Source organism: Yersinia sp. IP36721 (assembly GCF_003634395.1).
Classification (GTDB): domain Bacteria; phylum Pseudomonadota; class Gammaproteobacteria; order Enterobacterales; family Enterobacteriaceae; genus Yersinia; species Yersinia entomophaga.
Genome location: NZ_QCZL01000029.1, coordinates 1 through 22,324 on the forward strand (window position 1 = coordinate 1; position 22,324 = coordinate 22,324).

Consider the following 22,324-nt stretch of genomic DNA (forward strand, 5'->3'; position numbering starts at 1 on the left):
TGCGGGGGCCGGATTTGAACCGACGACCTTCGGGTTATGAGCCCGACGAGCTACCAGGCTGCTCCACCCCGCGTCCGATTCAGCGCACTATACTCTGGATCACATTTCTTGCAAGTGCTTTTGGCATTTAAACTGCATAAAGACAATCAATTGACTAATTTGTGAACTATGTGGTTTGTTTTTCTACGTAATGGGCAATATGAGTCAGTATATGATTTTTTGTGGCTACTGATTCCTTTATCCATAGGCGTTTGTTATCGTTCAGCCGGAAGATAAAATGTGTGTATAAGAAGGCGTGTAATGAAAGGACGTTGGGGCAAATACCTACTGAGCGGATTAATGATTGCAGTATTGGCTGGTTGTCAGTCACGGCCCACCGATCGTGGTCAACAATATAAGGATGGTCGATTGAGCCATTCTCTGGAACTGGTGAATGAACCCAGCGCCACGGGTAAGCCGGTCAACGCAAAAGATTATTCAGATCAGGTGAAAGTGATTAATCAGGCTTCACCTAATCTTTACAACCGCCACAGTAATACTTTTGAAGCAGTCCAAAACTGGATGTTAGCGGGTGCGGATACCAGCAAACTCAGCCTGTTTGGTTTGAACGCTTATCAAATGGAAGGGGTGGATAATTTTGGAAACGTCCAGTTTACCGGCTATTACACTCCGGTTTTACAAGCTCGCTATACGCCGCAAGGAGAATTCCGTCATCCTCTGTACCGTATGCCATCTAAAAAAGGCAAAGGCCGTCTGCCGGATCGCGCCGGAATCTACGCGGGCGCATTGGATGATCGCAATTTAGTTATCGCTTACACCAATTCGTTGATGGATAACTTTATGATGGAAGTGCAGGGCAGCGGTTACGTAGATTTTGGTGATGGGCGGCCTCTGACTTTCTTTGGTTACGCAGGCAAAAATGGCCATGCTTACCGCAGCATTGGGAAAGTGCTGATCGACCGCGGTGAAGTCGCTAAGGCCGATATGTCGATGCAGGCTATTCGTAAATGGGCTGAAACGCACAGTGAAGCTGAAGTCAGAGAGTTATTAGAGCAGAACCCGTCCTTTGTGTTCTTTAAACCGGAAATGTACGCCCCGGTAAAAGGTGCGAGCGCGGTTCCATTGATTGCGAAAGCTTCCGTTGCATCGGATCGTTCATTAATTCCTGCGGGAACAACGCTGCTGGCCGAAGTGCCGCTGCTGGACGAACAGGGCAAATTTACCGGGCAATATCAAATGCGCCTGATGGTTGCACTGGACGTCGGTGGAGCAATCAAAGGTCAGCATTTCGATATTTATCAGGGTATTGGTCATGAAGCCGGTCAGGCTGCTGGTTTCTATAACCATTATGGCCGTGTATGGGTGCTGAAAAATGCTCAAAGCGGTGGCCCAATGTTTACCGCTTATAAAGGTGATAAAGCTAACACGCCTTCCAGCTCTTCGCTTTTAGTGAACAACTAGGCGACTCATGGCGTGACTCTGTTTACAGTCACAGCTTATCAAGCGGCCAATTGGCCGCTTTTGCATTCGTAGACTGGTTTTAGGTTATTTCTCTATAAGGTACAAATAAGGTTATGAGCACACTGTATTCTGAAGCTTATCAACAGCGATTTGGTGGCATAGCCCGTCTTTATGGTCAACAGGCGCTGGCGGTATTTTCGCAGGCTCACGTTTGCGTGATTGGTATTGGCGGAGTGGGTTCCTGGGCGGCAGAAGCCTTAGCCCGAACCGGTATCGGTGCCATTACTCTGATTGATATGGATGACGTGTGTGTAACCAATACCAACAGGCAGGTACATGCGCTGAGACAATATGTGGGGCAGTCTAAAACAGAGGTTATGGCCGAGCGTATTCGGGCGATTAACCCTGAATGTCAGGTTACCTGCATTGATGACTTTATTACGCCAGACAACGTGGCTGAGATGCTGGATCGAAACTTTAGCTATGTCATTGATGCAATTGATAGCATTCGTCCCAAAGCGGCATTACTGGCCTATTGCCGTCGCTATAGAATTCCGGTTATAGCAACCGGTGGCGCTGGCGGTCAGATAGATCCAACTCGGATTGAAGTTGTTGATTTAGCCAAGACGATTCAGGATCCGTTGGCAGCTAAACTGCGTGAAAGGCTGAAAAGCGATTATAACGTAGTGAAAAACAGCAAAGGTAAGCTCGGGATTGATTGCGTTTTTTCCACTGAACCGCTGGTTTATCCGCAACCTGATGGTTCCGTCTGTGCCTCCCGCAGCACTGCGGAAGGCCCTAAAAAGATGGATTGCGCCTCAGGATTCGGTTCGGTGACTATGGTCACCGCCACCTTCGGTTTTGTTGCGGTCTCTCATGCCCTGAAAAAAATGCTGGCAAAAGCGGCGCGACAACTTGAGGCGGTCTAAATCGGATTCTGATAGCGAGCAGCAATCGTTTTAACGCCCTGCGCCAGTGCCTGTAAACCGCTGGCGCGGGAACTGCTTAGCTGTTGGCGCAGATCCAGTCGATCAAACAAATCTAACGGATCTTGATTCAAAATCTGTTGGGGCGTTTTCCCTTCCACATTGGTCAGTAATACCGCCAGTAAACCTCGAACGATTCGGCCTTCGCTGTCCCCATAAAAATGCAGTCGGCCATCCGCCAAAAGTTCGTGGCCAAGCCAGACTCGGTTTTCACAGCCGGACAGTTCGAATTCAGTTTGTTTCAGCGATTCATCCATCGGCGGTAACTGCTTAGCCAGCAAAATCAGTTGGCGGTAGCGATCTTCCCACTGTTTCAGAGTACTGAATTTCTCGATAAGGTCGTCGCGGGTAACTTCTTGGCCAAATGGATGTGGGGCGGTCATTTTCTTCTCTTTTCTATTCAGTGAGCCTCAGCTTTTCCTGAGGTTTTCATTAATCCTGCAATAATGTTAGCGCGAAAGTTATCGCTGAGCAGAGGCTTTCTACTTCTTCACGGGTATTGTAGGGCGCGAACGAGGCTCGCAGGCTACCGCTGATACCCAACGCACTCATTAGCGGCTGAGCACAATGCTGACCGGCGCGCAGAGCGATACCTTGCTCTGCCAGCAGTGTTACCAAATCGCTGTGGTGTACTCCGTCAAAGTTAAAAGCCAGCAAGCTGGAGTGAGAGCAACGATAACTGCGAAATCCGTCCAGTTTGCTCAGTTTTTCTTCCGCTAACGTAGCCAGACCACTGCTGTATTCTTCTGCCGCTTCAATATCAATATTTTCAAGCCAGCTAAGTGCGGCGGACAGGCCGATAACCCCGGCGATATTGGGGGTTCCTGCTTCGAAACGGTAAGGAGCATCCTGCGGAGTAAAACCGGCGAAGGAAGCTTGAGTCAGCATTTTACCGCCCCCCTGCCAAGGAGACATTTCTTCCAGCAGTTCTGTTTTGGCATATAACGCGCCAATTCCCGTCGGGCCATAGAGTTTATGAGCAGAAAAAACATAAAAATCAATATCAAAATCCTGAACATCCGCCGGGCTGTGTACCACACCTTGAGCACCATCAACGACCACTATGCAGTTTTTACTGTGTGCCAGATCGATAGCCAAAGCCAAATCAGGCATACCGCCGGTGACATTAGACATTTGCCCCAGCGCTAAAATGCGCGTTTTCCCGGTCAATAACGCGGGTAGCTGCTGAAAATCAGGGAGAAAGTCGCTGCCCAGCGGTAGTTTTACCAAGGTTGCGCCAGTTTGCTCTGCGACCATTAGCCAGGGAATCAGATTGGCATGATGTTCTGCTTCGCTCACCAGAATTTCATCTCCGGGTTGGAGGCGAGGGCGAGCGTAGCTTTGCGCGATCAGATTAATCGCTTCGGTAGTGCCTTTGGTCCAGACAATATTTTCTGCCGTAGGAGCGTTAATAAAATCAGCGACTTGCTGACGAGCTTGTTCAAAACGCAAGGTCAGGGAACGAGCGGCCTGATGCTGGCTGCGATGTACCGTGGCCGCATCTTGCGCATAAAACTGTTGAGTGGCATCAATCACCCCTTGGGGTTTCAGCGCGGTAGCGGCACTATCCAGGTAAATTCCCGAACTATTGATAGCCGGGAATTCTGCGCGAAAAGCTGCGGGGTTAAAAGACTTCATACAGTGCTCAAATCCTCTGAAAAGCTAAGATCATTCTTATTTTTCGGTGTTTAACGGGTAATTAGCCCGCTAATTGCCCAGATTCATGGAAATATGTAATAAGTTTGTTATGCTGAATAGTGTCTGGCGAATAATTAATTTAATAATCTAAATTATTTTTTTCAGTATTTTAATCTGCAAGGAGTGATCCATGAAAAAGACAGCTGCCGTACTTTCCGCTTTAATGCTTACTTTTACTCTCGCAGCCTGCTCAAGCAACTATGTCATGCATACCAATGATGGTCGCACCATCGTCGCCGATGGTAAACCTAAAGTCGATAATGATACCGGTATGATCAGTTACATTGATGCCAACGGCACAGAACAGCAAATTAACCGTTCCGAAGTAAAAGAAATGGCGGAAGGGAAATAATACCGGCGGATTTTAGCCTGACTACCTGATTAAGTTTAAGCTTTTCTGACGTGCAACGCGCAGTGAAGCTTAAACTTAAGATAAAAAAAAGCACCGCTTTATGGGGCGGTGCTGCATAAAATCACTATGGACAGACAGGGTAAATGTACAGGAAGTGAAAAAACAGTAGCTTAGCTACTATGTCTGGCATTCCAGACCATTTGCAAACACAACATCACAACCACAAAGCCAAAAGCAATTCAGTACCTGGATACTAAACTTACTTTTCGTTCCGGCTCGGGAAGTGCCGCCACTATAGGTATTTGCTGGCGCATCATCAACGGACAATTTATAATGGCTCGCATTACAAAAACTAATAAGTAAACAAAGGGTTTCATCCGCGGATGAGCCGTTATAAAAAAGTATCCAATTCATGTCAAAACGATTGCCACCCCTTAATGCTCTCCGCGTGTTTGATGCGGCCGCGCGCCACCTCAGTTTTACTAAGGCGGCGGATGAATTATTTGTCACTCAGGCCGCCGTTAGCCACCAGATTAAATCTCTGGAAGACTTTCTGGGCCTGAAGCTTTTCCGTCGACGTAACCGTTCCTTACTGCTGACGGAAGAAGGGCAAAGTTACTACCTGGATATTAAAGAAATTTTCACTTCGATTAACGAAGCTACGCGCAAATTACAGGCCCGTAGCGCCAAGGGGGCATTAACGGTCAGTTTACCGCCGAGTTTTGCTATTCAATGGTTGGTTCCGCGTTTATCTAGCTTTAACTCAGCTTATCCGGGGATTGACGTCAGAATCCAGGCCGTTGACCGTGAAGAAGATAAATTGGCAGATGATGTAGACGTGGCTATTTTCTACGGTCGCGGCAACTGGACGGGGCTGCGCACCGAAAGATTGTACGCCGAGTTTCTGCTGCCAGTTTGTGCTCCTAGCCTGCTAATGGGCGAACATCCGCTGAAAATGCCGGCAGATCTGGCTAATCATACTTTGTTGCATGATACTTCCCGCCGCGACTGGTTGGCCTATACCCGTCAGTTGGGCGTTCCGCAAATTAATGTGCAGCAGGGGCCGATTTTTAGTCACAGTGCCATGGTGGTTCAGGCCGCGGTTCACGGTCAGGGTATTGCTTTGGTGAATAATGTGATGGCTCAGACCGAAATCGAAGCGGGGCGGTTGGTATGTCCGTTCAATGAGGTTCTGGTAAGTAAAAATGCTTTTTATCTGGTTTGTCATGACAGTCAGGCAGAACTGGGTAAAATAGCTGCCTTTCGTCAGTGGATTCTGGCTCGGGCAGCCAGTGAACAAGAGAAATTACGATTCCGCTACGAAAATTGATCGTGAAAAAACGCAAAATTACCTAATTTCACCACGGTAACTATCTATAAAATAAGGTAAATAACGATGAGTGGTCGTTTGATGCTGATCTTTGCCGCTATCAGCGGTTTTTTCTATGTCGCTTTTGGTGCTTTTGGCGCACACGTATTAAGCGGAAGTCTGGGCGTAAATGAAATGGCCTGGATCCGTACCGGTTTGGAATATCAGGGATTTCATACTCTGGCTATTCTCGCTTTGGCCGTTGCTATGCAGCGCCAGATCAGTATTTGGTTTTACTGGAGCGGCGCTTTATTGGCCCTCGGCACCCTGTTATTTAGTGGCAGTCTCTACTGCCTGGCTCTATCGCACCTGAAACTTTGGGTATATGTCACGCCGATTGGCGGCGTATGCTTTCTGGCGGGATGGATTTTGATGTTGATTGGCGCGCTGCGTCTACGGAAAAGGGCAGAACGCCATGAATAAAATTGCTTTATATTGCCGTCAAGGCTTTGAAAAAGAGTGTGCGGCGGAAATTACCGCCAAGGCCGCAGAACACGAAGTCTTTGGTTTTGCTCGGGTAAAAGATAATAGCGGTTATGTCTTATTCGAGTGTTACCAGCATGAAGATGCGGATCGCCTGATTCGCGAGCTGCCGTTTAAAGAGCTGATTTTTGCTCGGCAAATGATGGTTGTTGGCGAACTGCTAAAGGATCTGCCGCCGGAAGACCGAGTGTCTCCGATCGTAGGGATGTTGGTCGGCGTGGTGGAAAAAGCCGGTGAACTGCGAGTTGAAGTGCCGGACACCAATGAGAGTAAAGAATTGCTTAAATTCTGCCGCAAACTGACGGTGCCGCTGCGTGCCGCGATGCGTGAACAGAAGATTTTGCAGACTCGTGAAAATCCGCATCGTCCGGTGGTTCACGTATTCTTTATCGCTTCTGGTTGCTGTTATGTCGGTTATTCCTACAGTAACAACAACTCTCCTCTGTATATGGGGATTCCGCGCCTGAAATTCCCTTCGGATGCACCAAGCCGTTCGACGCTGAAGCTGGAAGAGGCTTTCCACGAATTTATTCCTGCGGATGAGTGGGAAGAACGCTTGGCAAGCGGCATGCACGCGGTGGATCTCGGCGCTTGTCCGGGTGGCTGGACTTATCAGCTGGTTCAACGCAGCATGATGGTGCAGGCGGTGGATAACGGCACTATGGCACAGAGTCTGATGGATACCGGGCAGGTGACTCATCACCGTGCGGACGGATTCAAATATGAGCCAACGCGCAGCAATATCTATTGGCTGGTTTGCGATATGGTTGAAAAGCCAGCGCGAGTAACGCAGCTGATTACCGACTGGCTGGTCAATGGCTGGTGTCGTGAGGCAATTTTCAATCTTAAATTGCCAATGAAAAAGCGCTACGAAGAAGTGTTGCAAAACCTGGCGATGATGGATGAACAGTTGAAAGAAAACGGTATTAATGCGCATATTCAGGCTAAACAGCTTTATCACGATCGTGAGGAAGTGACCGTGCATGTTCGTCGTATCTGGGCTGGCGTTCCAGGTCGTAGAGATGAACGTATTTAGTTGTTGATTAAAGCTAAATCTATGATTTCACTCACAGCCAAACGTGAGTGATTGGGCGCTCGGGATTCAAAATTAAACGTTCAAACCCCGATCTTTAAAACCTTCGGGTCAACGGCAGAGATTCAATAGCTAAGATGTAAAATCAGAGGGGCGATTGGCTAATGCCGATCGTTTAATGAGCGGTTGACCGATCCGTTGGTTGATGTAAAAGGGTTCATGTCTCTGCATGAACCCTTTTTAATGGAACTTTCACAAGCCCTCGGCATTATCAATCTCACTTTTCCTGAGCATGCCCGTAATCTTACCGGCTCGGATAAAAAGGCAGTTGGTCACCTTAAGTGACCAGCATTAGGCCGATTTATCCCTTAACTATGGCCTAAGCGTAGCTGTTGCAGGTTACCGTTCAGCGGTAAATCTGTTTTAAGCGTGGCTACCTGTTTGCAGATAAAGGCCATGTCCTGATGCTGTTGCAGCTTTTTTCGCCACTTTTCCGGAACCTGTTCTAGGTTTTGATATAACTCTTCCAGGCTGTTGACCTGTTGCAATAACACCGCTGCCGTTTTAGCGCCTATCCCTGCTACGCCGGGGATTTTGCTGCTGCTGATACCGGCTAGCCCCCAATAATCAGGTAATTGATGTGGGGCAACGCCAAACTCTTGTTTGACGAATGGTAAGTCCAGCCAGCGTTTCTGAAAGTAATCCCGAATCTGTACGTTTGGCACCAATAACTGGCAGTAACCTTTATCGGTAGAAACTATGGTGACCTGATGTCCGGCTCCGGCAATTTTAGCTGCTAGCGTGGCGGCTAAATCATCGGCCTCATTGCCGGGAGAGTGCCAGCAGGGGACGCCCAGTTCGGCAAAAGCTTGTCTAAGCTGCGGCATTTCCTGCTGTAAATTATCCGGCATTGGCGATCGCCCAGCTTTGTAATCCGGCAAACAATGGTGGCGCCAGCTATCGGAACGGTCATCCTCATCAAAAACGGCAACCGCATGGGTAGGCTGGCTGTGTGAAATAAGTTGCTGTAATGCATGGGTACAGGCATTTACACAAGGGGAACCTTGCACTGCATGGATGCGGCGAATGAGATTGAGAGCGTCAACGATAAGAAGGTGTATATCCATAACCTGAAGGCAAGAGTCCTGATAGTCGAAATTGTGTGGGTGAAAATAAAATCGGTATTATTGATAATTCTGATAATTCTGATAATTCTGATACTTCTGATACTTCTGATACTTCTGATACTTCTGATACTTCTGATACGTCATGCTATCGCATCGACTTTATTACTCCCCGTACTCTCCCGATACTTAGAATGACTAAGTATCGGGGATTATCCTCACTGCCGCTTAAACCTTATTGAGCACGCGTAGCCGCTCGCGTTTAAGGGCAGATTTCATAACATGGCGTATATGCGCTGCCCGGTAATTTCATTCGATGCTGAGCAATAAAGCCCTGTAGCAAATGATCCATCTGCTTCATCATTTGTGGGTCGCCGTGTAATTTATAAGGCCCATAAGCCTCAATGGCGTGAATGCCGACTTCTTTTACATTACCAGCCACAATGCCTGAAAATGCCCGACGTAGTGCTGCAGCCAGCTTTTCTGCCGGTTGATCAGGGTATAAATTCAGTGCAGCCATGTTCTCGTGGGTTGGTTCAAATGGCAATTGCAAGTCTGGTTCAATGCGCATAGACCAGTTGAAGCTATAGGCATCGCCGGTATTTCGGCGATTTTCTTTCACCAGTGGCATGGCTTTTTTCACTTGGCGAGCCACTTCGTCCGGATCGTCGATAATAATCTGATAGTAAGTCCGCGCCTTCTCTCCTAATGTATTCACGATGAAATCGTCCAATACCCGGAAATAATCTTCACTCTCTTTTGGCCCGGTCAGAATCAAAGGTAAAACTTGATTGCTGTTTTCAGGATTCATCAAAATCCCAAGCAAATAGAGCAACTCTTCTGCGGTACCAACGCCACCGGGGAAGATGATAATGCCGTGAGCTATGCGTACAAAGGCTTCCAGACGTTTTTCGATGTCTGGCATGATTACCAGTTCGTTAACCAGAGGATTTGGCGGCTCAGCGGCAATAATTGAAGGCTCGGTCATACCGATGAAACGACCTTGTCTGTAGCGCTGCTGCGCATGGCCTACCGCCGCGCCCTTCATCGGCGCTTCCATCGCACCTGGCCCGCAGCCAGTACAAATATTTAGTTCACGCAGACCCAGTTGGCTACCGACCTTGCGGGCATACAGATATTCAATTTCATTGATAGAATGCCCGCCCCAACACACCACCATATTAGGATCTTCATCAATATGCAGTGCGCGGGCGTTACGCAGGATAGAAAATACCAGATTGGTCAAATGGCTGGAGTTTTCCATATTCAGGTGCTGGAAACGTCCGGCACTGACGATCTGACCATTCACGAACAGAATATCTCGCAGAACCGCAAACAGGTTAGCTTGTAGTGAACGGATGATTCGTCCATCAACAAAGGCATGTTCTGGCGGATTGACCAGCTCCAGCTTGACGCCTCGCTCGCGACGTAACACATTGATATCAAAGTTTTCGTAGCGAGATAGCAGCTCTTTGCTGTTATCGGTCTGGCTACCTGAATTCAATACCGCCAGAGAGCAATTACGGAACAGGCGGTAAAGGTCGCTGCTGGCAGTGCGTTTTAGCATGTCAACTTCGAGCTGAGACAACAGATCCATTGAGCCAAGCGGGCTAATATGTGTAATCAAAATGACTCCTTTACGCCCCGCAGAGGGGCCGTCGTAACTGCATTGCACCAGAGAGCGGCTATTCTCTTTATGATCTCGCTTTTTTGCGTACCAGAGCTCCGCTCTCGATGTCTCCATTGAAATATCACATAAATTGTTCTTCAGGTGACGGCAGTCTTTATCGTTCATTATTGCCGTAACACACTTCAATTCACCTTAACGTTGTCCCTTGTTTTTTGCCAATACTAACGAGATTTTTACTGCCAATGTTGCGTAATGGCACGCATTATTGACGCGCTAAACGCCCGTTCGACGGAGTGAAGTCGGTATTGCTGCGCCAAGGGTTGATATCCAGGCCGCCGCGGCGGGTATAGCGGGCATAGACCGACAGCGTTTCAGGCTGGCAGAAGCGCATTAAGTCGTTGAAAATACGCTCCACACATTGCTCATGAAATTCATTGTGATGACGGAAGGAAACCAGATAGCGCAACAATGCTTCACGATTGATTTGTGGGCCACGGTAGCGGATTTGAACCGAACCCCAATCTGGCTGATGAGTGATCAGGCAGTTGGATTTCAATAGGTGGCTGACCAACGTTTCTTCAACGATCTGTTGACCCGTGGCATCTTTCAGATAATCGGTGCTGAATTCGTAATTATCGATGCGAATATCTTGTTCATCCAGACATTCTCCATGGAAATCAGCAATAGGTTGCCCGGCTATATCACTCAGTTTATAGAGTGTGACACTGACTTCGCCCTGCGCGCAGATAGATAGGTCTTGTTGTAAAGTATGGCGAACGCTTTCCCAATCGCTAAACGGAGTCTGGTTAAAGCTGTTCAAATACAGCTTAAAACTCTTGGATTCGATAAGATTAACACTATCGGCATTCAGGCTGATTTCGCCGACGGCAACCTGCGGCAAGCCGTTGGCATTGAGCCAGGACAACTCATACATAGTCCAAATGTCCGCGCCGTGGAAGGGAAGGTTATCAGGATATAATCCCAGCGGCTCGCGATTCATACTGCGGGGAACTGCCTGTAGCAAGGCCGCATCATAGTGGTCACGGTAAGCGGTAGGCTTACCTAAGGTGAGTTCGGCCAGAGCCTGATGATCTTGATATGAAGACATGCTGTTCCCTAGGTGAGAGATCGGTACAATAGCCGACAGTTTACCATTTATGCCGCGCTAGGCATTGTCGCTGAAGGCGAAGTTTCGTTTCCCAGTTTAGCGCAGGCTTATCGGATGTTGAGAGAAAATATGGACCAGAATGTTTCAACCGCTCTACAGAGCTTTACGCAGCGCTACGTTGAACTATGGCAGCAGCAAACCGCCCATGCGCCAGCCAGCCACGAGTTGTACGGGGTGGCTTCGCCTTGTATCACGGAAACGCACGAGGATCAGATTTATTGGCTTCCGCAGCCATTCTTGCCGGCAGCAACGTTAGAAAACGTGGCTCGCGCGTTAGAAATCCAGTTACATGACGATATTCATACCTTTTACACGCTGCAGTATGCGGGAGATATGACCGCGGAGTTGGGCGATCATCGTTTTACTCTGTTGCAGGTATGGAGTGAGGATGATTTTACTCGATTACAGGAAAACCTTATCGGTCATTTGGTTACGCAAAAACGGCTCAAACTGTCCCCGACGCTGTTTCTGGCAACGACAGAATCTGAAATGACAATGGCATCGCTGTGCAACGTTACTGGCAATGTCGTTTTGGAGCACTTTGGCAGTAATCAACGTACGCTTTTAGCCTCCAACTTGAGCCATTTCCTCGATGCATTGCGCCCAGTAATGCCAATATAAACCTTAATTTAATTAAGGTTATCTGATTTCCGTGTGAGAGATCTCTCACACGGCCTGTAAGACATAGCTTCTATTTTTTGAAGATGATTTTCTTGCGTGAGAATTATTCTCAATAAAATCACTCCGTTATAAACATTCAATTTTTTGTCTATTAAAACGTATAGATAAGAGGCTTTACAGTATCTTGTCTCTGTTCGCCAATTAAGCGATCCTTTATTCACCAGATAGGATCTGGTTGGAAAGGAACAGCATCGGGATGATGCAGCTTCAGGATGAAGGAAATCAGGGACTGCTCAGGACGAGTGAAGGGATGTTTTAGGACGAAACAAGGGACACCTCCAGGATGGAGATAGGGAGCCGATAAAGGATTATTGGTGGGTTAGGATGACCTAAGGATCGCACCAGGATGGTGTAGGACATCGCGAAGGATTGCTGGTTAGGATAACCGCAGGAAAAGTTTTCAAGGATTGAGCAGGGAGCATCAATTTAGCTGGATTGCTATAAAACGAACAGAGGGGTACTGGTCAAACAGTACCCCTTTTTTTATGCTTGTTTTCACTGCGGCTTAGGCTCGCTTCCTTTAATTAGTTACTGATAGCGGATTTAGTTAGCCGATAGTTGGGTCTCCTGCGCTTCGATGGTATGCTTGCGCGCTTTTGTTTTCATCCGGATTATCTGGAGTGAACCTTCCTTTCTGGCCTGTGTTGGCCCATTTTTGGTCGAGAATTAAAACATGAGTCTAAACAATCAGGTACGCCAGATTTTACAGGATATCGATCTGGCATTACGCACCATTAATCTTTGGCAGTCATCTCCGCCTGAGGCTGAGGCCTTTGAAAGCGTTGAGCCTTTTTGCGTCGATACCATGGCCGCTGAGCAATGGCTTCAGTGGGTATTGCTACCGCGAATGAATGCGCTGCTAGAAAAAAATGCTCCCTTACCGACCCGCTTTGCCGTAACGCCTTATTTTGAGGTGGCGTTGAAAGATCATCAGACGGATTGCAGTCTTCTTCTGGCGCAGTTGCAGCGTCTCGATGACCTGTTAAACATAGAAAGCGAATAATGCTCGAAATACTTTATCAAGATGAACATATTGTTGCGGTTAATAAGCCTGCCGGTTGGCTGGTACACCGCAGCTGGCTTGACCGTAATGAAACCGTTTTTGTGATGCAAACGGTGCGTGACCAAATTGGACAGCATGTGTATACCCTACACCGTTTGGATCGTCCGACTTCCGGCGTATTGTTGATGGCGCTGTCTAGCGAAGTGGCACGCGCATTGTCACAACAGTTCGAACAACATGAAGTTAAGAAGGTTTATCATGCGGTTGTACGCGGTTATGTGTTAGAAGACGACACTCTCGACTACGCTTTGACCGAAGAGTTGGACAAAATTGCCGATAAGTTTGCCAGCCAGGATAAAGCGCCAAAACCAGCGATTACGCATTACCGTGCGTTAGCGAGAGCCGAGATGCCGGTTGCTATTGGTCGCTACGAAACCGCTCGCTACAGCTTGATGGAACTGACTCCGGAAACCGGGCGTAAACATCAGTTACGACGTCATATGGCGCATATTCGTCACCCGATTCTGGGGGACAGCACGCATGGCGATTTACGTCAGAATCGCGGAATGTCGCAACATTTTGATTGCTCACGTTTAATGTTACATGCCAGCCATTTATCGCTGAATCATCCGGTCACCGGTGAATCCTTGGCGCTATCTGCGCGCTGGGACAGTGCCTGGCAGGGCGTGATGTCACAATTTGGCTGGGAAGGCCTTCTCCCTGAGCTTGAAAGGGTTGAGTTTCCTGGCGACGAAGGTCAGGATAGTGAGTAACTTATTGGTAATTTAAAGAAGGTTTTTTATGGCTCAGGTGGGTATTTTTGTCGGTACGGTTTATGGCAATGCGCTTTTAGTTGCGGAAGAAGCTGAAAACATACTGAATGAGCAAGGCCACGAAGTTAAGCTATTTGACGAAGGTACGCTGGAAGCCTGGCAATATTATCGCCAGCATTATGCGTTAGTGATCACGTCCACCACTGGGCAAGGTGATTTTCCTGACAATATCGCGCCGTTGTTTCAGGCTGTGCGCGATCAGGTTGGTTACCAGCCTGAGCTGCGCTACGGCGTTATTGCATTAGGCGATAGCAGCTACGATAACTACTGTGGCGCAGGTCGTGCTTTTGACGCTTTATTGCAGGAGCAGGGCGCGACGCGTATCGGCGAGATCTTGGAAATTGATGCGATTGAGCAGCCGGAGCCTGAGGCGGTTTCCTGCCCGTGGGTAGAGCAATGGGGCCAGTTGCTGAAATAAACCGGGTTGGAATCCAGCCGTAGCCGTGCTCACACGCTCAGCGTAAATAAATTGATGTAAATAAAAGTGGCGAACAGATATCGCCACTTTTTACTGTTTGTTTTGTGATTGTCTATCTTGTTCCTAACGGATTATGGGCAGGTATTAGCGGCCGCTTTTCGTTAGTTTTTCCAGATCGGATTCAATTTCAGAGATTTTGTGAGCAACCACGTTTTCCAAATGACGCAGGTCATCCAGAATTTTGCGTTTCAAGTCCACTTCAACTTGATCGCGTTTGCAGAGTTGGTCCAACTCATCAATCACATAACGCAGATTCGGGTTAATTTCGTGAATCTCTTTGTAACCTTGTCCGGCGTTGTCCGCAACTACGGTTTTACGCTGACGCGGATATTTGAATTTGACGCTTTTAGCAAAAAACTCGCCTTTATCTTTGCGGAAATAAATTTTCAGAATGTCGTTATTGGCCTCCTGACGCAGGCTGTAGCGATCGACATCTTCCGGTTGAGTGATTCCTAAGCTTTTCAGGTTGTCATACATAGCGCCACCTTATTGGTTTTATATTCCACAGTTTCTATTATGGCGGTTATTGTTGCCATAATATGTGATTGCAGGCGATAACTGCTTACAAGACAAAAAAATAGCGGGCTGATTGGCCCGCTAGTTGAATGTTAGTCGATGGTACGTAATAACTCGTTAATGCCGACTTTACCCAAGGTTTTTGCGTCGACTTTCTTCACAATAACCGCACAGTACAGGCTGTAGCTACCGTCTTTGGACGGCAGATTACCTGAAACCACAACCGAACCAGCCGGTACGCGACCGTAATGGATTTCGCCGGTTTCGCGATCGTAAATACGAGTGCTTTGACCGATGAATACGCCCATGGAAATCACGGAGCCTTCTTCGACGATAACCCCTTCAACGACTTCTGAACGTGCGCCTACGAAGCAGTTATCTTCGATGATGGTTGGGTTAGCCTGCAATGGCTCCAATACGCCGCCGATGCCAACGCCGCCGGATAAGTGCACGTTTTTACCGATCTGTGCGCAAGAACCTACTGTCGCCCAGGTATCAACCATGGTGCCTTCGTCAACGAAAGCGCCGATATTGACGTAGGAAGGCATCAGCACGGTGTTACGGGCAATGTAAGCGCCTTTGCGCACGGTAGCCGGTGGTACGACGCGGAAGCCTTCGCGCTGGAAGCGCGCTTCGTCGTAATCAGCAAATTTCATTGGGACTTTATCGTAATAACGAGTTTCTGCACCTTCCATCACTTGGTTATCATTGATGCGGAAGGAGAGCAGAACGGCTTTTTTCAGCCATTGATGTGTTACCCACTGGCCTTCAATCTTTTCCGCTACGCGCAATGCGCCGGTATCTAACAGATTGATAACGTGGTTAATGGCTTCGCGCGTTACGGTGTCTACGTTAGCCGGAGTGATCTCTGCACGGCGTTCGAAGGCGTTTTCAATAACGGTCTGTAGTTGCTGCATCCGGTTCTCTTTCCTGAAGTTGAAAGGTTGTAAGAAAAAATAATCGTTAAAAAGTTATTTGTATCACAGTTTATCGTTCGGATTGAGGGTGTCTGTCAACCGTTGTGCTAATTCCTTTCGCGTTTCGGCATTCAATGCCCGACGATCCTTATCTGCTAATACGAATAAATCCTCAACTCTTTCGCCAATAGTGGTGATGCGAGCGCTGTGAAGTGATAATCCCAAATCAGCAAATATTTCCCCAACTCTGGCCAATAATCCCGGCTGATCCAAGGCGATCAGTTCGAGATAACTACGGCGATCTGTATGAGTTGGCAGGAAGTTAGCCTCGGTAGGCACGCTGAAATGACGCAGTTTGGGCGATAAACGTCTGACCCGCGGATGCTGATAGTTCGGCTGTGTCATTGCCTGTTCCAGCGCATGACGAATTACCGGATGCCGATCCTGCGCCAACGGGCTGCCGTCCGGTTCTAGCACGATAAAGGTATCCATCGCCATACCGTCACGATTGGTGAAAATCTGAGCGTCGTGAACGCTCAGATTACGCCGATCTAATTCACCCACCACGGCAGCGAATAGGGAAGGGCGATCCGGGCTCCAGATAAAGATTTCTGTGCCCCCCCGCGTAGCCTGGCGACTGACTAGCACCAAAGGTTTGGTGGAATCATGCTCAAGTAAGTGACGGGCATGCCAGGCTAATTGATTTGGTGAATGGCGTAGGAAATAATCGGCGCGGCAGCGACTCCAGATTCTGTGAAGCGCTTCTTCGTCAATATTATCCATTCGCAGTAATGCCAGCGCCTGGAGGCGGTGATGGCGCACGCGCTCTCGCAGATCCGGACTGTTTTCCATGCCTCGTCGCAGCTGCTTTTCAGTGGCGAAATATAGCTCGCGCAATAAACTCTGCTTCCAGCTATTCCACAGGTTTTCATTGGTGGCACAAATATCAGCCACCGTCAGGCTAATCAGGTAGCGTAAGCGCGTTTCACTTTGTACTTCGGCAGAAAATTGCTGAATAACCGTTGGGTCCTGAATATCACGACGCTGAGCCGTCACTGACATCAATAAATGGCAACGAACTAGCCAAGCAACAAGCTGAGCTTCCCGCGAGTTCAATCCGTGTAATTCGGCAAATTCCAGCACATCCTGCGCGCCGAGAATTGAGTGGTCGCCGCCGCGCCCTTTGGCTATATCGTGGAACAGCGCGGCGAGCAACAGTAATTCCGGCTGCGGCAGGCGCGGATATAGCTCTACGCATAATGGATGACGCGGACGAGTTGATTCGTCGGCGAAGCTTTCCAGTTTTTGTAATACCCGAATAGTGTGTTCATCGACGGTGTAGGCATGGAACAGGTCAAACTGCATTTGGCCGACAATACTGCCCCACTGTGGCATATAGGCCCACAGCACGCTGTGGCGGTGCATTGGCAGTAAGGCGCGGGAAACGGCTCCCGGATGGCGCAGAATAGCCATAAACAGTTTACGAGCCTCTGGAATGGTACACAGCGGCTGTTTTAGGTGGCGGCGAGCGTGGCGCAGTTGGCGCACGGTGGTGGAATAGATTCCCATGATATCCTGATTGCGAACCATCAGGTAAAACATTCTCATGATGGTTTCGGGCTGGCGGATAAACAGTTGCTCATCCCGTAGATCAATCAGATTGCCGCGTAGCTGGAAATCATCATCCAAAGGCCGTGGTTTTTCATTAGTATCCAGTGCCAGTATGGCTTCATCGAATAGCTGTAGCAGCATGTTGTTCAGTTCGCTGACACGACGCGTCATACGATAAAAATCTTTCATCATGCGCTCCACCGGTTCGTTGCCTTCTCCCTGATAACGAAGCAGTTGTGCCACGCTAAGCTGGCGGTCGAACAGCAGCCGGTTATCGTAGCGATTTAAGACCAGATGAAGGGCAAAACGGATGCGCCACAGGAAGCTTTGGCATTCGATAAGCTCGTTGCTTTCCGCTTTGGTCAGGAAACCGAACTCGACCATTTCACTCAGCGTGGTGGCACCAAAGTGGCGGCGGGCAACCCACAGCAAGGTGTGAATGTCTCGTAGGCCGCCGGGGCTGCTTTTGATATCCGGCTCCAGATTATAGCTGGTGCCGTGGTAGCGTTTGTGCCGCTCTTGTTGCTCGGCAATTTTGGCATCGAAAAATTCGGGTGAGGGCCAGAAGCTGTCGCTGAAAATGTGTTTCTGCATTTGCAAAAACAGTGCGACATCACCGCAAATCATGCGGGATTCGATCAAATTGGTGGCGACGGTTAAATCAGCCAAGCCTTCCAGCAGACACTCTTCAAGGCTGCGTACGCTGTGACCGACTTCGAGTTTTAAATCCCATAGCAGGGTAATAAGCTGCCCGACGCGCTGCGCCTGCTCATCGCTTAAACGCTGCTCGCTTAATACCAATACATCAATATCGGACAGGGGATGCAGTTCGCCGCGGCCATAGCCACCAACGGCGACCAGTGCGGTCTGCGGAATATGCTCAAAGCCATAAAATGACCACAGTCGCTGTAATAGAGCATCAATATAATTGCTACGGGCTGCCACCAGTTTTTCCGCGCTCACCCCTGCATTGAAGGCGTCGGCCAGCCAGTTCTGGAAGGTTTCCAGACGTTGTTTCAACGGTTGGCAGTGGAGTTCGCTATCAGAATAAGTGCTGGGAAATGCAGGCTGCTCAGGGAGAGCCCTCACTGATGCCGATGGGAGAGGGTTTTCAGTGTTGTGGTCAGACATAGGGGGTCCTGATATAAAACGCAGCCCATAAAAAAGCCGGCGATTGCCGGCTTGTCGTCATTACTCGTGCGTTATGATGTTGGGGATGGTGTCATCCTTACGCAACGTCATTATTTCGCAGCCGTTCTCAGTTACCACAATAGTATGCTCATACTGTGCAGACAAGCTGCGATCTTTGGTTTTTACCGTCCAGCCGTCTTTCATGGTGCGAATGCGGTAATCGCCGGCGTTAACCATCGGCTCGATAGTGAAAGCCATACCGGGTTGCAGCACCACGCCGCCGTCATCTGCATCGTAGTGCAGAACCTGTGGCTCTTCGTGGAAACCTTCACCGATACCGTGGCCGCAGTATTCGCGTACTACGGAGAAGTTTTCCGCTTCGACGAATTTCTGAATCTCTTTACCCAAGGTGCGCAGACGAATGCCCGGTTTCACCATTTTAATCGCCAGATACAGGCTTTCCTGAGTGACGCGGCACAGGCGCTCGCCCAGAATAGTTGGTTTGCCAACGATAAACATTTTGGACGTATCACCGTGGAAACCGTCTTTGATTACGGTAACGTCGATATTCACGATATCGCCGTCTTTCAGCACTTTATCGTCGCTTGGAATACCGTGGCAAATGACTTCGTTAACAGAAATACAGACTGATTTCGGGAAGCCGTGGTAGCCCAGACAGGCGGAAATAGCCTGCTGCTTATTGGTGATGTGATCGTGGCAGATACGATCCAGTTCGCCGGTCGTTACGCCCGGTTTTACGTAAGGTTCGATCATTTCCAGCACTTCGGCGGCCAGGCGGCCGGCAACGCGCATTTTTTCGATATCTGCAGGTGTTTTAATTGTGATAGCCATGAAGAAAAGGTCCACAGGGGCCAGAGCGTGGCCGCTGTTATGATTAAATAAGTAAAAAATGCTGTTGCACATGGTACCAGCCCAGCAAATTGCTGCCAAACTTTCCTTTTTATGCTGCCACGAAATGCAACAAAAGTTGGTGTATGGTGCCGGATTATGGTATAAAGCGCGCCGGCGATCCGCTCTGCGTCATTTGTCCTTAGGGCAGCAATGAGTCTTCAGCCAAGTAGTACTAATCGCACTCATATGTGTAAATAACACACACGTGTCGGCACATACACCGGGGTGCCCTAAAGTCGCTGTCTTATAGCGGAGGCTTGTGGGGTCGGTGTTATGGGACACGTGGAGGCATAACCCCAATCGTTAAATATAGAGGTTTTAATCATGGCAACTGTTTCCATGCGCGACATGCTTCAGGCTGGTGTTCACTTTGGTCACCAAACTCGTTACTGGAACCCGAAAATGAAGCCTTTCATCTTCGGCGCACGTAACAAAGTTCACATCATCAACCTGGAAAAAACTGTACCAATGTTCAACGAAGCTCTGGCTGAGTTGACCAAGATTTCTTCCCGTAAAGGTAAGATCCTGTTCGTTGGTACTAAACGCGCAGCAAGCGAAGCGGTAAAAGAAGCTGCTCATAACTGCGACCAGTTCTTCGTGAACCATCGCTGGTTAGGCGGCATGCTGACTAACTGGAAAACCGTTCGTCAGTCCATCAAACGTTTGAAAGATCTGGAAATCCAGTCTCAAGACGGCACCTTTGAAAAGCTGACCAAAAAAGAAGCTCTGATGCGTACCCGTGAGCTGAACAAGCTGGAAAACAGCCTGGGCGGTATCAAGGACATGGGCGGTTTACCTGACGCACTGTTCGTTGTTGACGCCGATCACGAACACATCGCTATCAAAGAAGCTAACAACCTGGGTATCCCGGTATTCTCTATCGTTGATACCAACTCCGATCCAGATGGCGTTGACTTCATTATCCCTGGTAACGATGACGCAATCCGTGCAGTTAAACTGTATCTGAGCGCTGTTGCTGCCGCCGTCCGTGAAGGTCGTTCTCAAGATCTGGCCGTTCAAGCGGAAGAAAGCTTCGTAGAAGCTGAATAATAAGACAGGCTCGTCACTGAGCCCTTATTAACCAGGTATTGAAATATGTTGGTTAGGGGGCCTTTTATAGGCCCCCTTTGCGTATCTACAGTGAGAACTATCTTCACGAGAGAACCGAGGAAAATTGAAATGGCTGTTATTACCGCTGCTTTGGTAAAAGAACTGCGTGAGCGTACTGCCGCAGGCATGATGGAATGTAAGAAAGCGCTGGTTGAAGCTGATGGCGACATCGAGCTGGCGATCGATAACATGCGTAAATCTGGTCAGGCTAAAGCTGCCAAGAAAGCAGGCCGTATCGCTGCTGAAGGTATCATCCTGGCGAAAGTTTCTGCAGACGGCAAATTCGGCGTGATGCTGGAACTGAACTGTGAAACTGACTTTGTTGCTAAAGATGCTGGCTTTAAAGCATTCGGCGACGAAGTTATCGATGCAGCACTGGCTGGCAAAATCGTTGATATCGAAGTGCTGAAAGCACAGTTCGAAGAACAACGCGCTAACCTGGTTGCTAAAATCGGTGAAAACATCAATATCCGTCGTGTTGCTGCTCTGGAAGGCGACATTCTGGGGACTTACCTGCACGGCGCACGTATCGGCGTTATGGTTGCCGCTACCGGTGCTGATGAAGAGCTGGTTAAGCACATCGCTATGCACATCGCTGCAAGCAAACCAGAATACGTTAAACCAGAAGACGTCCCTGCTGAAGTTGTTGCTCGCGAGCACCAAATCCAGTTGGACATCGCTATGGAATCTGGCAAGCCACGCGAAATCGCAGAGAAAATGGTTGAAGGCCGCATGCGTAAGTTCACCGGCGAAGTTTCTTTGACCGGTCAGCATTTCGTAATGGACCCAAGCAAAACCGTTGGCGAGCTGCTGAAAGAGCATAAAGCTGACGTGATCAACTTCATCCGCTTTGAAGTGGGCGAAGGCATCGAGAAAGTTGAGACTGACTTTGCTGCTGAAGTTGCAGCAATGAGCAAACAGTCTTAATGCTTAAAAATGGGGCCGCCAACAGGCGGTTCCATTTTATCCAATCTAGAATTTAGTCCGTAAACTTTCAGCGCACTTATAGGTGTTTTGAATGTATGACGGTCAAATCCCCAATACTATTACTGCTGCTTAGGACAGAACACCATGGCAACCAATGCAAAACCCGTATATCAGCGAATCCTGCTAAAGCTGAGTGGCGAAGCCCTGCAAGGCGCGGAAGGTTTTGGTATCGACGCTAGCGTTTTGGATCGTATGGCTCAGGAAGTCAAAGAGCTGGTCGAACTGGGTATTCAGGTCGGTGTGGTAATTGGCGGTGGTAACTTATTCCGCGGTGCCGGTTTGGCACAGGCTGGGATGAACCGCGTAGTGGGCGACCACATGGGAATGCTGGCTACCGTAATGAACGGCCTGGCAATGCGTGATGCACTGCACCGTGCCTATGTGAACGCCCGCCTGATGTCGGCAATCCCGTTGAACGGCGTATGTGACAATTACAGCTGGGCTGAAGCAATCAGCCTACTGCGTCACAATCGCGTGGTGATTTTTGCTGCCGGTACCGGCAACCCATTCTTCACTACTGATTCAGCGGCATGTTTGCGCGGTATCGAGATCGAAGCCGACGTGGTGTTAAAAGCCACCAAAGTTGACGGTGTGTATTCAGCCGATCCTGTGAAAGATCCTGATGCAACGCTGTACGAACAGTTAACCTATCAAGACGTGTTAGAACGTGAACTGAAAGTGATGGATCTTGCCGCCTTTACGCTGGCTCGTGACCATAACTTGCCAATTCGCGTATTTAACATGAACAAACCTGGCGCGCTGCGTCGCGTTGTGATGGGTGAAAACGAAGGAACGTTGATCGCTAAATAGCGCCGTTCTAATCAGGGGCTTCACGTAATTG

The 22,324-nt window shown here is 48.8% G+C and carries 22 protein-coding genes and 1 tRNA gene; 13 read left to right on the plus strand and 10 right to left on the minus strand.

Translation table 11 applies throughout. From position 1 onward, the window contains the following. A tRNA-Met gene (locus tag DBA33_RS17755) sits at window positions 1-73 on the minus strand. A gap of 227 nt (window positions 74-300) precedes the next feature. Between DBA33_RS17755 and mltA the strand changes: the two genes are divergently transcribed. Together mltA and tcdA are read left to right on the plus strand one after the other, a co-directional pair. Beyond that, window positions 301-1,461, plus strand: coding sequence for a murein transglycosylase A (mltA, locus tag DBA33_RS17760; RefSeq protein ID WP_049599868.1), 1,161 nt, complete (start codon window positions 301-303; stop codon window positions 1,459-1,461). 113 nt (window positions 1,462-1,574) lie between these two features. Further along, window positions 1,575-2,390: a tRNA cyclic N6-threonylcarbamoyladenosine(37) synthase TcdA gene (tcdA, locus tag DBA33_RS17765; protein ID WP_064514818.1), complete on the plus strand. Its 816-nt coding sequence runs from the start codon at window positions 1,575-1,577 to the stop codon at window positions 2,388-2,390. Here tcdA and csdE read toward each other — a convergent pair. Then, on the minus strand, window positions 2,387-2,830 hold the full coding sequence (gene csdE / locus DBA33_RS17770) for a cysteine desulfurase sulfur acceptor subunit CsdE (protein ID WP_064514816.1): 444 nt from the start codon (window positions 2,828-2,830) through the stop codon (window positions 2,387-2,389). The genes tcdA and csdE overlap by 4 nt on opposite strands. 49 nt (window positions 2,831-2,879) lie before the next feature. Then, on the minus strand, window positions 2,880-4,085 hold the full coding sequence (gene csdA, locus DBA33_RS17775) for a cysteine desulfurase CsdA (RefSeq protein WP_064514814.1): 1,206 nt from the start codon (window positions 4,083-4,085) through the stop codon (window positions 2,880-2,882). A gap of 190 nt (window positions 4,086-4,275) precedes the next feature. Between csdA and DBA33_RS17780 the strand changes: the two genes are divergently transcribed. The 4 genes from DBA33_RS17780 to rlmM all read left to right on the plus strand — a co-directional run bounded on the left by DBA33_RS17780 (window position 4,276) and on the right by rlmM (window position 7,385). Beyond that, window positions 4,276-4,497 (plus strand): YgdI/YgdR family lipoprotein, encoded by a 222-nt coding sequence (locus DBA33_RS17780; protein WP_064514812.1) that lies wholly within the window; start codon window positions 4,276-4,278, stop codon window positions 4,495-4,497. Window positions 4,498-4,909: 412 nt separating this feature from the next. Then, complete coding sequence (locus DBA33_RS17785; protein WP_064514810.1) at window positions 4,910-5,827, plus strand: transcriptional regulator GcvA; 918 nt, start codon at window positions 4,910-4,912, stop codon at window positions 5,825-5,827. A 66-nt stretch (window positions 5,828-5,893) separates the two neighbouring features. Continuing rightward, window positions 5,894-6,289 (plus strand): DUF423 domain-containing protein, encoded by a 396-nt coding sequence (locus DBA33_RS17790; protein ID WP_120806914.1) that lies wholly within the window; start codon window positions 5,894-5,896, stop codon window positions 6,287-6,289. Then, a complete protein-coding gene (gene rlmM / locus DBA33_RS17795) occupies window positions 6,282-7,385 on the plus strand; it encodes a 23S rRNA (cytidine(2498)-2'-O)-methyltransferase RlmM (protein ID WP_064514808.1) in 1,104 nt (367 codons plus the stop codon). Before DBA33_RS17790 ends, rlmM begins: the two co-directional genes overlap by 8 nt. Window positions 7,386-7,750: 365 nt before the next feature. On the opposite strand, the gene xni is transcribed toward rlmM, so the two are convergent. The 3 genes from xni to queF form a co-directional block, all read right to left on the minus strand. Next, window positions 7,751-8,509 carry a flap endonuclease Xni gene (gene xni, locus DBA33_RS17800; protein ID WP_064514806.1) on the minus strand — a complete coding sequence of 253 codons (759 nt, stop codon included), beginning with the start codon at window positions 8,507-8,509 and terminating at the stop codon, window positions 7,751-7,753. Between the two features lie 259 nt (window positions 8,510-8,768). Then, window positions 8,769-10,133 (minus strand): nucleotide 5'-monophosphate nucleosidase PpnN, encoded by a 1,365-nt coding sequence (ppnN, locus tag DBA33_RS17810; RefSeq protein ID WP_120806923.1) that lies wholly within the window; start codon window positions 10,131-10,133, stop codon window positions 8,769-8,771. Window positions 10,134-10,398: 265 nt separating this feature from the next. After that, window positions 10,399-11,244 (minus strand): NADPH-dependent 7-cyano-7-deazaguanine reductase QueF, encoded by an 846-nt coding sequence (gene queF / locus DBA33_RS17815; protein ID WP_064514801.1) that lies wholly within the window; start codon window positions 11,242-11,244, stop codon window positions 10,399-10,401. Window positions 11,245-11,373: 129 nt separating this feature from the next. Between queF and syd the strand changes: the two genes are divergently transcribed. From syd to DBA33_RS17835, 4 genes are all read left to right on the plus strand, one after another. Then, window positions 11,374-11,925, plus strand: coding sequence for a SecY-interacting protein (syd, locus tag DBA33_RS17820; protein WP_120806924.1), 552 nt, complete (start codon window positions 11,374-11,376; stop codon window positions 11,923-11,925). A 733-nt stretch (window positions 11,926-12,658) separates the two neighbouring features. Continuing rightward, window positions 12,659-12,988 carry a YqcC family protein gene (locus tag DBA33_RS17825; protein ID WP_064514799.1) on the plus strand — a complete coding sequence of 110 codons (330 nt, stop codon included), beginning with the start codon at window positions 12,659-12,661 and terminating at the stop codon, window positions 12,986-12,988. After that, window positions 12,988-13,761 (plus strand): tRNA pseudouridine(65) synthase TruC, encoded by a 774-nt coding sequence (truC, locus tag DBA33_RS17830; protein ID WP_120806916.1) that lies wholly within the window; start codon window positions 12,988-12,990, stop codon window positions 13,759-13,761. Before DBA33_RS17825 ends, truC begins: the two co-directional genes overlap by 1 nt. 28 nt (window positions 13,762-13,789) lie before the next feature. Then, window positions 13,790-14,239, plus strand: a complete 450-nt coding sequence (locus tag DBA33_RS17835) for a flavodoxin (RefSeq protein WP_064514795.1) — start codon at window positions 13,790-13,792, stop codon at window positions 14,237-14,239. 144 nt (window positions 14,240-14,383) lie between these two features. On the opposite strand, the gene DBA33_RS17840 is transcribed toward DBA33_RS17835, so the two are convergent. From DBA33_RS17840 to map, 4 genes are all read right to left on the minus strand, one after another. Next, entirely contained in the window at window positions 14,384-14,776 is a 393-nt protein-coding gene (locus tag DBA33_RS17840) for a DUF3461 family protein (protein ID WP_049599904.1), read from the minus strand. A 131-nt stretch (window positions 14,777-14,907) separates the two neighbouring features. Next, window positions 14,908-15,732 carry a 2,3,4,5-tetrahydropyridine-2,6-dicarboxylate N-succinyltransferase gene (gene dapD, locus DBA33_RS17845; RefSeq protein WP_049599907.1) on the minus strand — a complete coding sequence of 275 codons (825 nt, stop codon included), beginning with the start codon at window positions 15,730-15,732 and terminating at the stop codon, window positions 14,908-14,910. A gap of 63 nt (window positions 15,733-15,795) precedes the next feature. Next, window positions 15,796-18,474, minus strand: coding sequence for a bifunctional uridylyltransferase/uridylyl-removing protein GlnD (gene glnD, locus DBA33_RS17850; RefSeq protein WP_064514793.1), 2,679 nt, complete (start codon window positions 18,472-18,474; stop codon window positions 15,796-15,798). A gap of 60 nt (window positions 18,475-18,534) precedes the next feature. Then, on the minus strand, window positions 18,535-19,326 hold the full coding sequence (gene map, locus DBA33_RS17855) for a type I methionyl aminopeptidase (protein ID WP_064518334.1): 792 nt from the start codon (window positions 19,324-19,326) through the stop codon (window positions 18,535-18,537). Between the two features lie 384 nt (window positions 19,327-19,710). Here map and rpsB point away from each other — a divergent pair, with 384 nt between their 5' ends. The 3 genes from rpsB to pyrH all read left to right on the plus strand — a co-directional run bounded on the left by rpsB (window position 19,711) and on the right by pyrH (window position 22,293). After that, window positions 19,711-20,436: a 30S ribosomal protein S2 gene (gene rpsB, locus DBA33_RS17860; RefSeq protein ID WP_049599912.1), complete on the plus strand. Its 726-nt coding sequence runs from the start codon at window positions 19,711-19,713 to the stop codon at window positions 20,434-20,436. Between the two features lie 129 nt (window positions 20,437-20,565). Beyond that, entirely contained in the window at window positions 20,566-21,423 is an 858-nt protein-coding gene (gene tsf / locus DBA33_RS17865) for a translation elongation factor Ts (RefSeq protein WP_064514791.1), read from the plus strand. A 144-nt stretch (window positions 21,424-21,567) separates the two neighbouring features. Further along, window positions 21,568-22,293, plus strand: coding sequence for a UMP kinase (pyrH, locus tag DBA33_RS17870; protein ID WP_004719674.1), 726 nt, complete (start codon window positions 21,568-21,570; stop codon window positions 22,291-22,293). Window positions 22,294-22,324: the final 31 nt, after the last annotated feature.

Excerpts from the sequence above, each read along its gene's own strand:
- mltA (WP_049599868.1), top strand. The coding sequence starts at position 301 with ATGAAAGGACGTTGGGGCAAATACCTACTGAGCGGATTAATGATTGCA.
- tcdA (WP_064514818.1), top strand. The coding sequence starts at position 1,575 with ATGAGCACACTGTATTCTGAAGCTTATCAACAGCGATTTGGTGGCATA.
- csdE (WP_064514816.1), bottom strand. The coding sequence starts at position 2,830 with ATGACCGCCCCACATCCATTTGGCCAAGAAGTTACCCGCGACGACCTT.
- csdA (WP_064514814.1), bottom strand. The coding sequence starts at position 4,085 with ATGAAGTCTTTTAACCCCGCAGCTTTTCGCGCAGAATTCCCGGCTATC.
- DBA33_RS17780 (WP_064514812.1), top strand. The coding sequence starts at position 4,276 with ATGAAAAAGACAGCTGCCGTACTTTCCGCTTTAATGCTTACTTTTACT.
- DBA33_RS17785 (WP_064514810.1), top strand. The coding sequence starts at position 4,910 with ATGTCAAAACGATTGCCACCCCTTAATGCTCTCCGCGTGTTTGATGCG.
- DBA33_RS17790 (WP_120806914.1), top strand. The coding sequence starts at position 5,894 with ATGAGTGGTCGTTTGATGCTGATCTTTGCCGCTATCAGCGGTTTTTTC.
- rlmM (WP_064514808.1), top strand. The coding sequence starts at position 6,282 with ATGAATAAAATTGCTTTATATTGCCGTCAAGGCTTTGAAAAAGAGTGT.
- xni (WP_064514806.1), bottom strand. The coding sequence starts at position 8,509 with ATGGATATACACCTTCTTATCGTTGACGCTCTCAATCTCATTCGCCGC.
- queF (WP_064514801.1), bottom strand. The coding sequence starts at position 11,244 with ATGTCTTCATATCAAGATCATCAGGCTCTGGCCGAACTCACCTTAGGT.
- syd (WP_120806924.1), top strand. The coding sequence starts at position 11,374 with ATGGACCAGAATGTTTCAACCGCTCTACAGAGCTTTACGCAGCGCTAC.
- DBA33_RS17825 (WP_064514799.1), top strand. The coding sequence starts at position 12,659 with ATGAGTCTAAACAATCAGGTACGCCAGATTTTACAGGATATCGATCTG.
- truC (WP_120806916.1), top strand. The coding sequence starts at position 12,988 with ATGCTCGAAATACTTTATCAAGATGAACATATTGTTGCGGTTAATAAG.
- DBA33_RS17835 (WP_064514795.1), top strand. The coding sequence starts at position 13,790 with ATGGCTCAGGTGGGTATTTTTGTCGGTACGGTTTATGGCAATGCGCTT.
- DBA33_RS17840 (WP_049599904.1), bottom strand. The coding sequence starts at position 14,776 with ATGTATGACAACCTGAAAAGCTTAGGAATCACTCAACCGGAAGATGTC.
- dapD (WP_049599907.1), bottom strand. The coding sequence starts at position 15,732 with ATGCAGCAACTACAGACCGTTATTGAAAACGCCTTCGAACGCCGTGCA.
- glnD (WP_064514793.1), bottom strand. The coding sequence starts at position 18,474 with ATGTCTGACCACAACACTGAAAACCCTCTCCCATCGGCATCAGTGAGG.
- map (WP_064518334.1), bottom strand. The coding sequence starts at position 19,326 with ATGGCTATCACAATTAAAACACCTGCAGATATCGAAAAAATGCGCGTT.
- rpsB (WP_049599912.1), top strand. The coding sequence starts at position 19,711 with ATGGCAACTGTTTCCATGCGCGACATGCTTCAGGCTGGTGTTCACTTT.
- tsf (WP_064514791.1), top strand. The coding sequence starts at position 20,566 with ATGGCTGTTATTACCGCTGCTTTGGTAAAAGAACTGCGTGAGCGTACT.
- pyrH (WP_004719674.1), top strand. The coding sequence starts at position 21,568 with ATGGCAACCAATGCAAAACCCGTATATCAGCGAATCCTGCTAAAGCTG.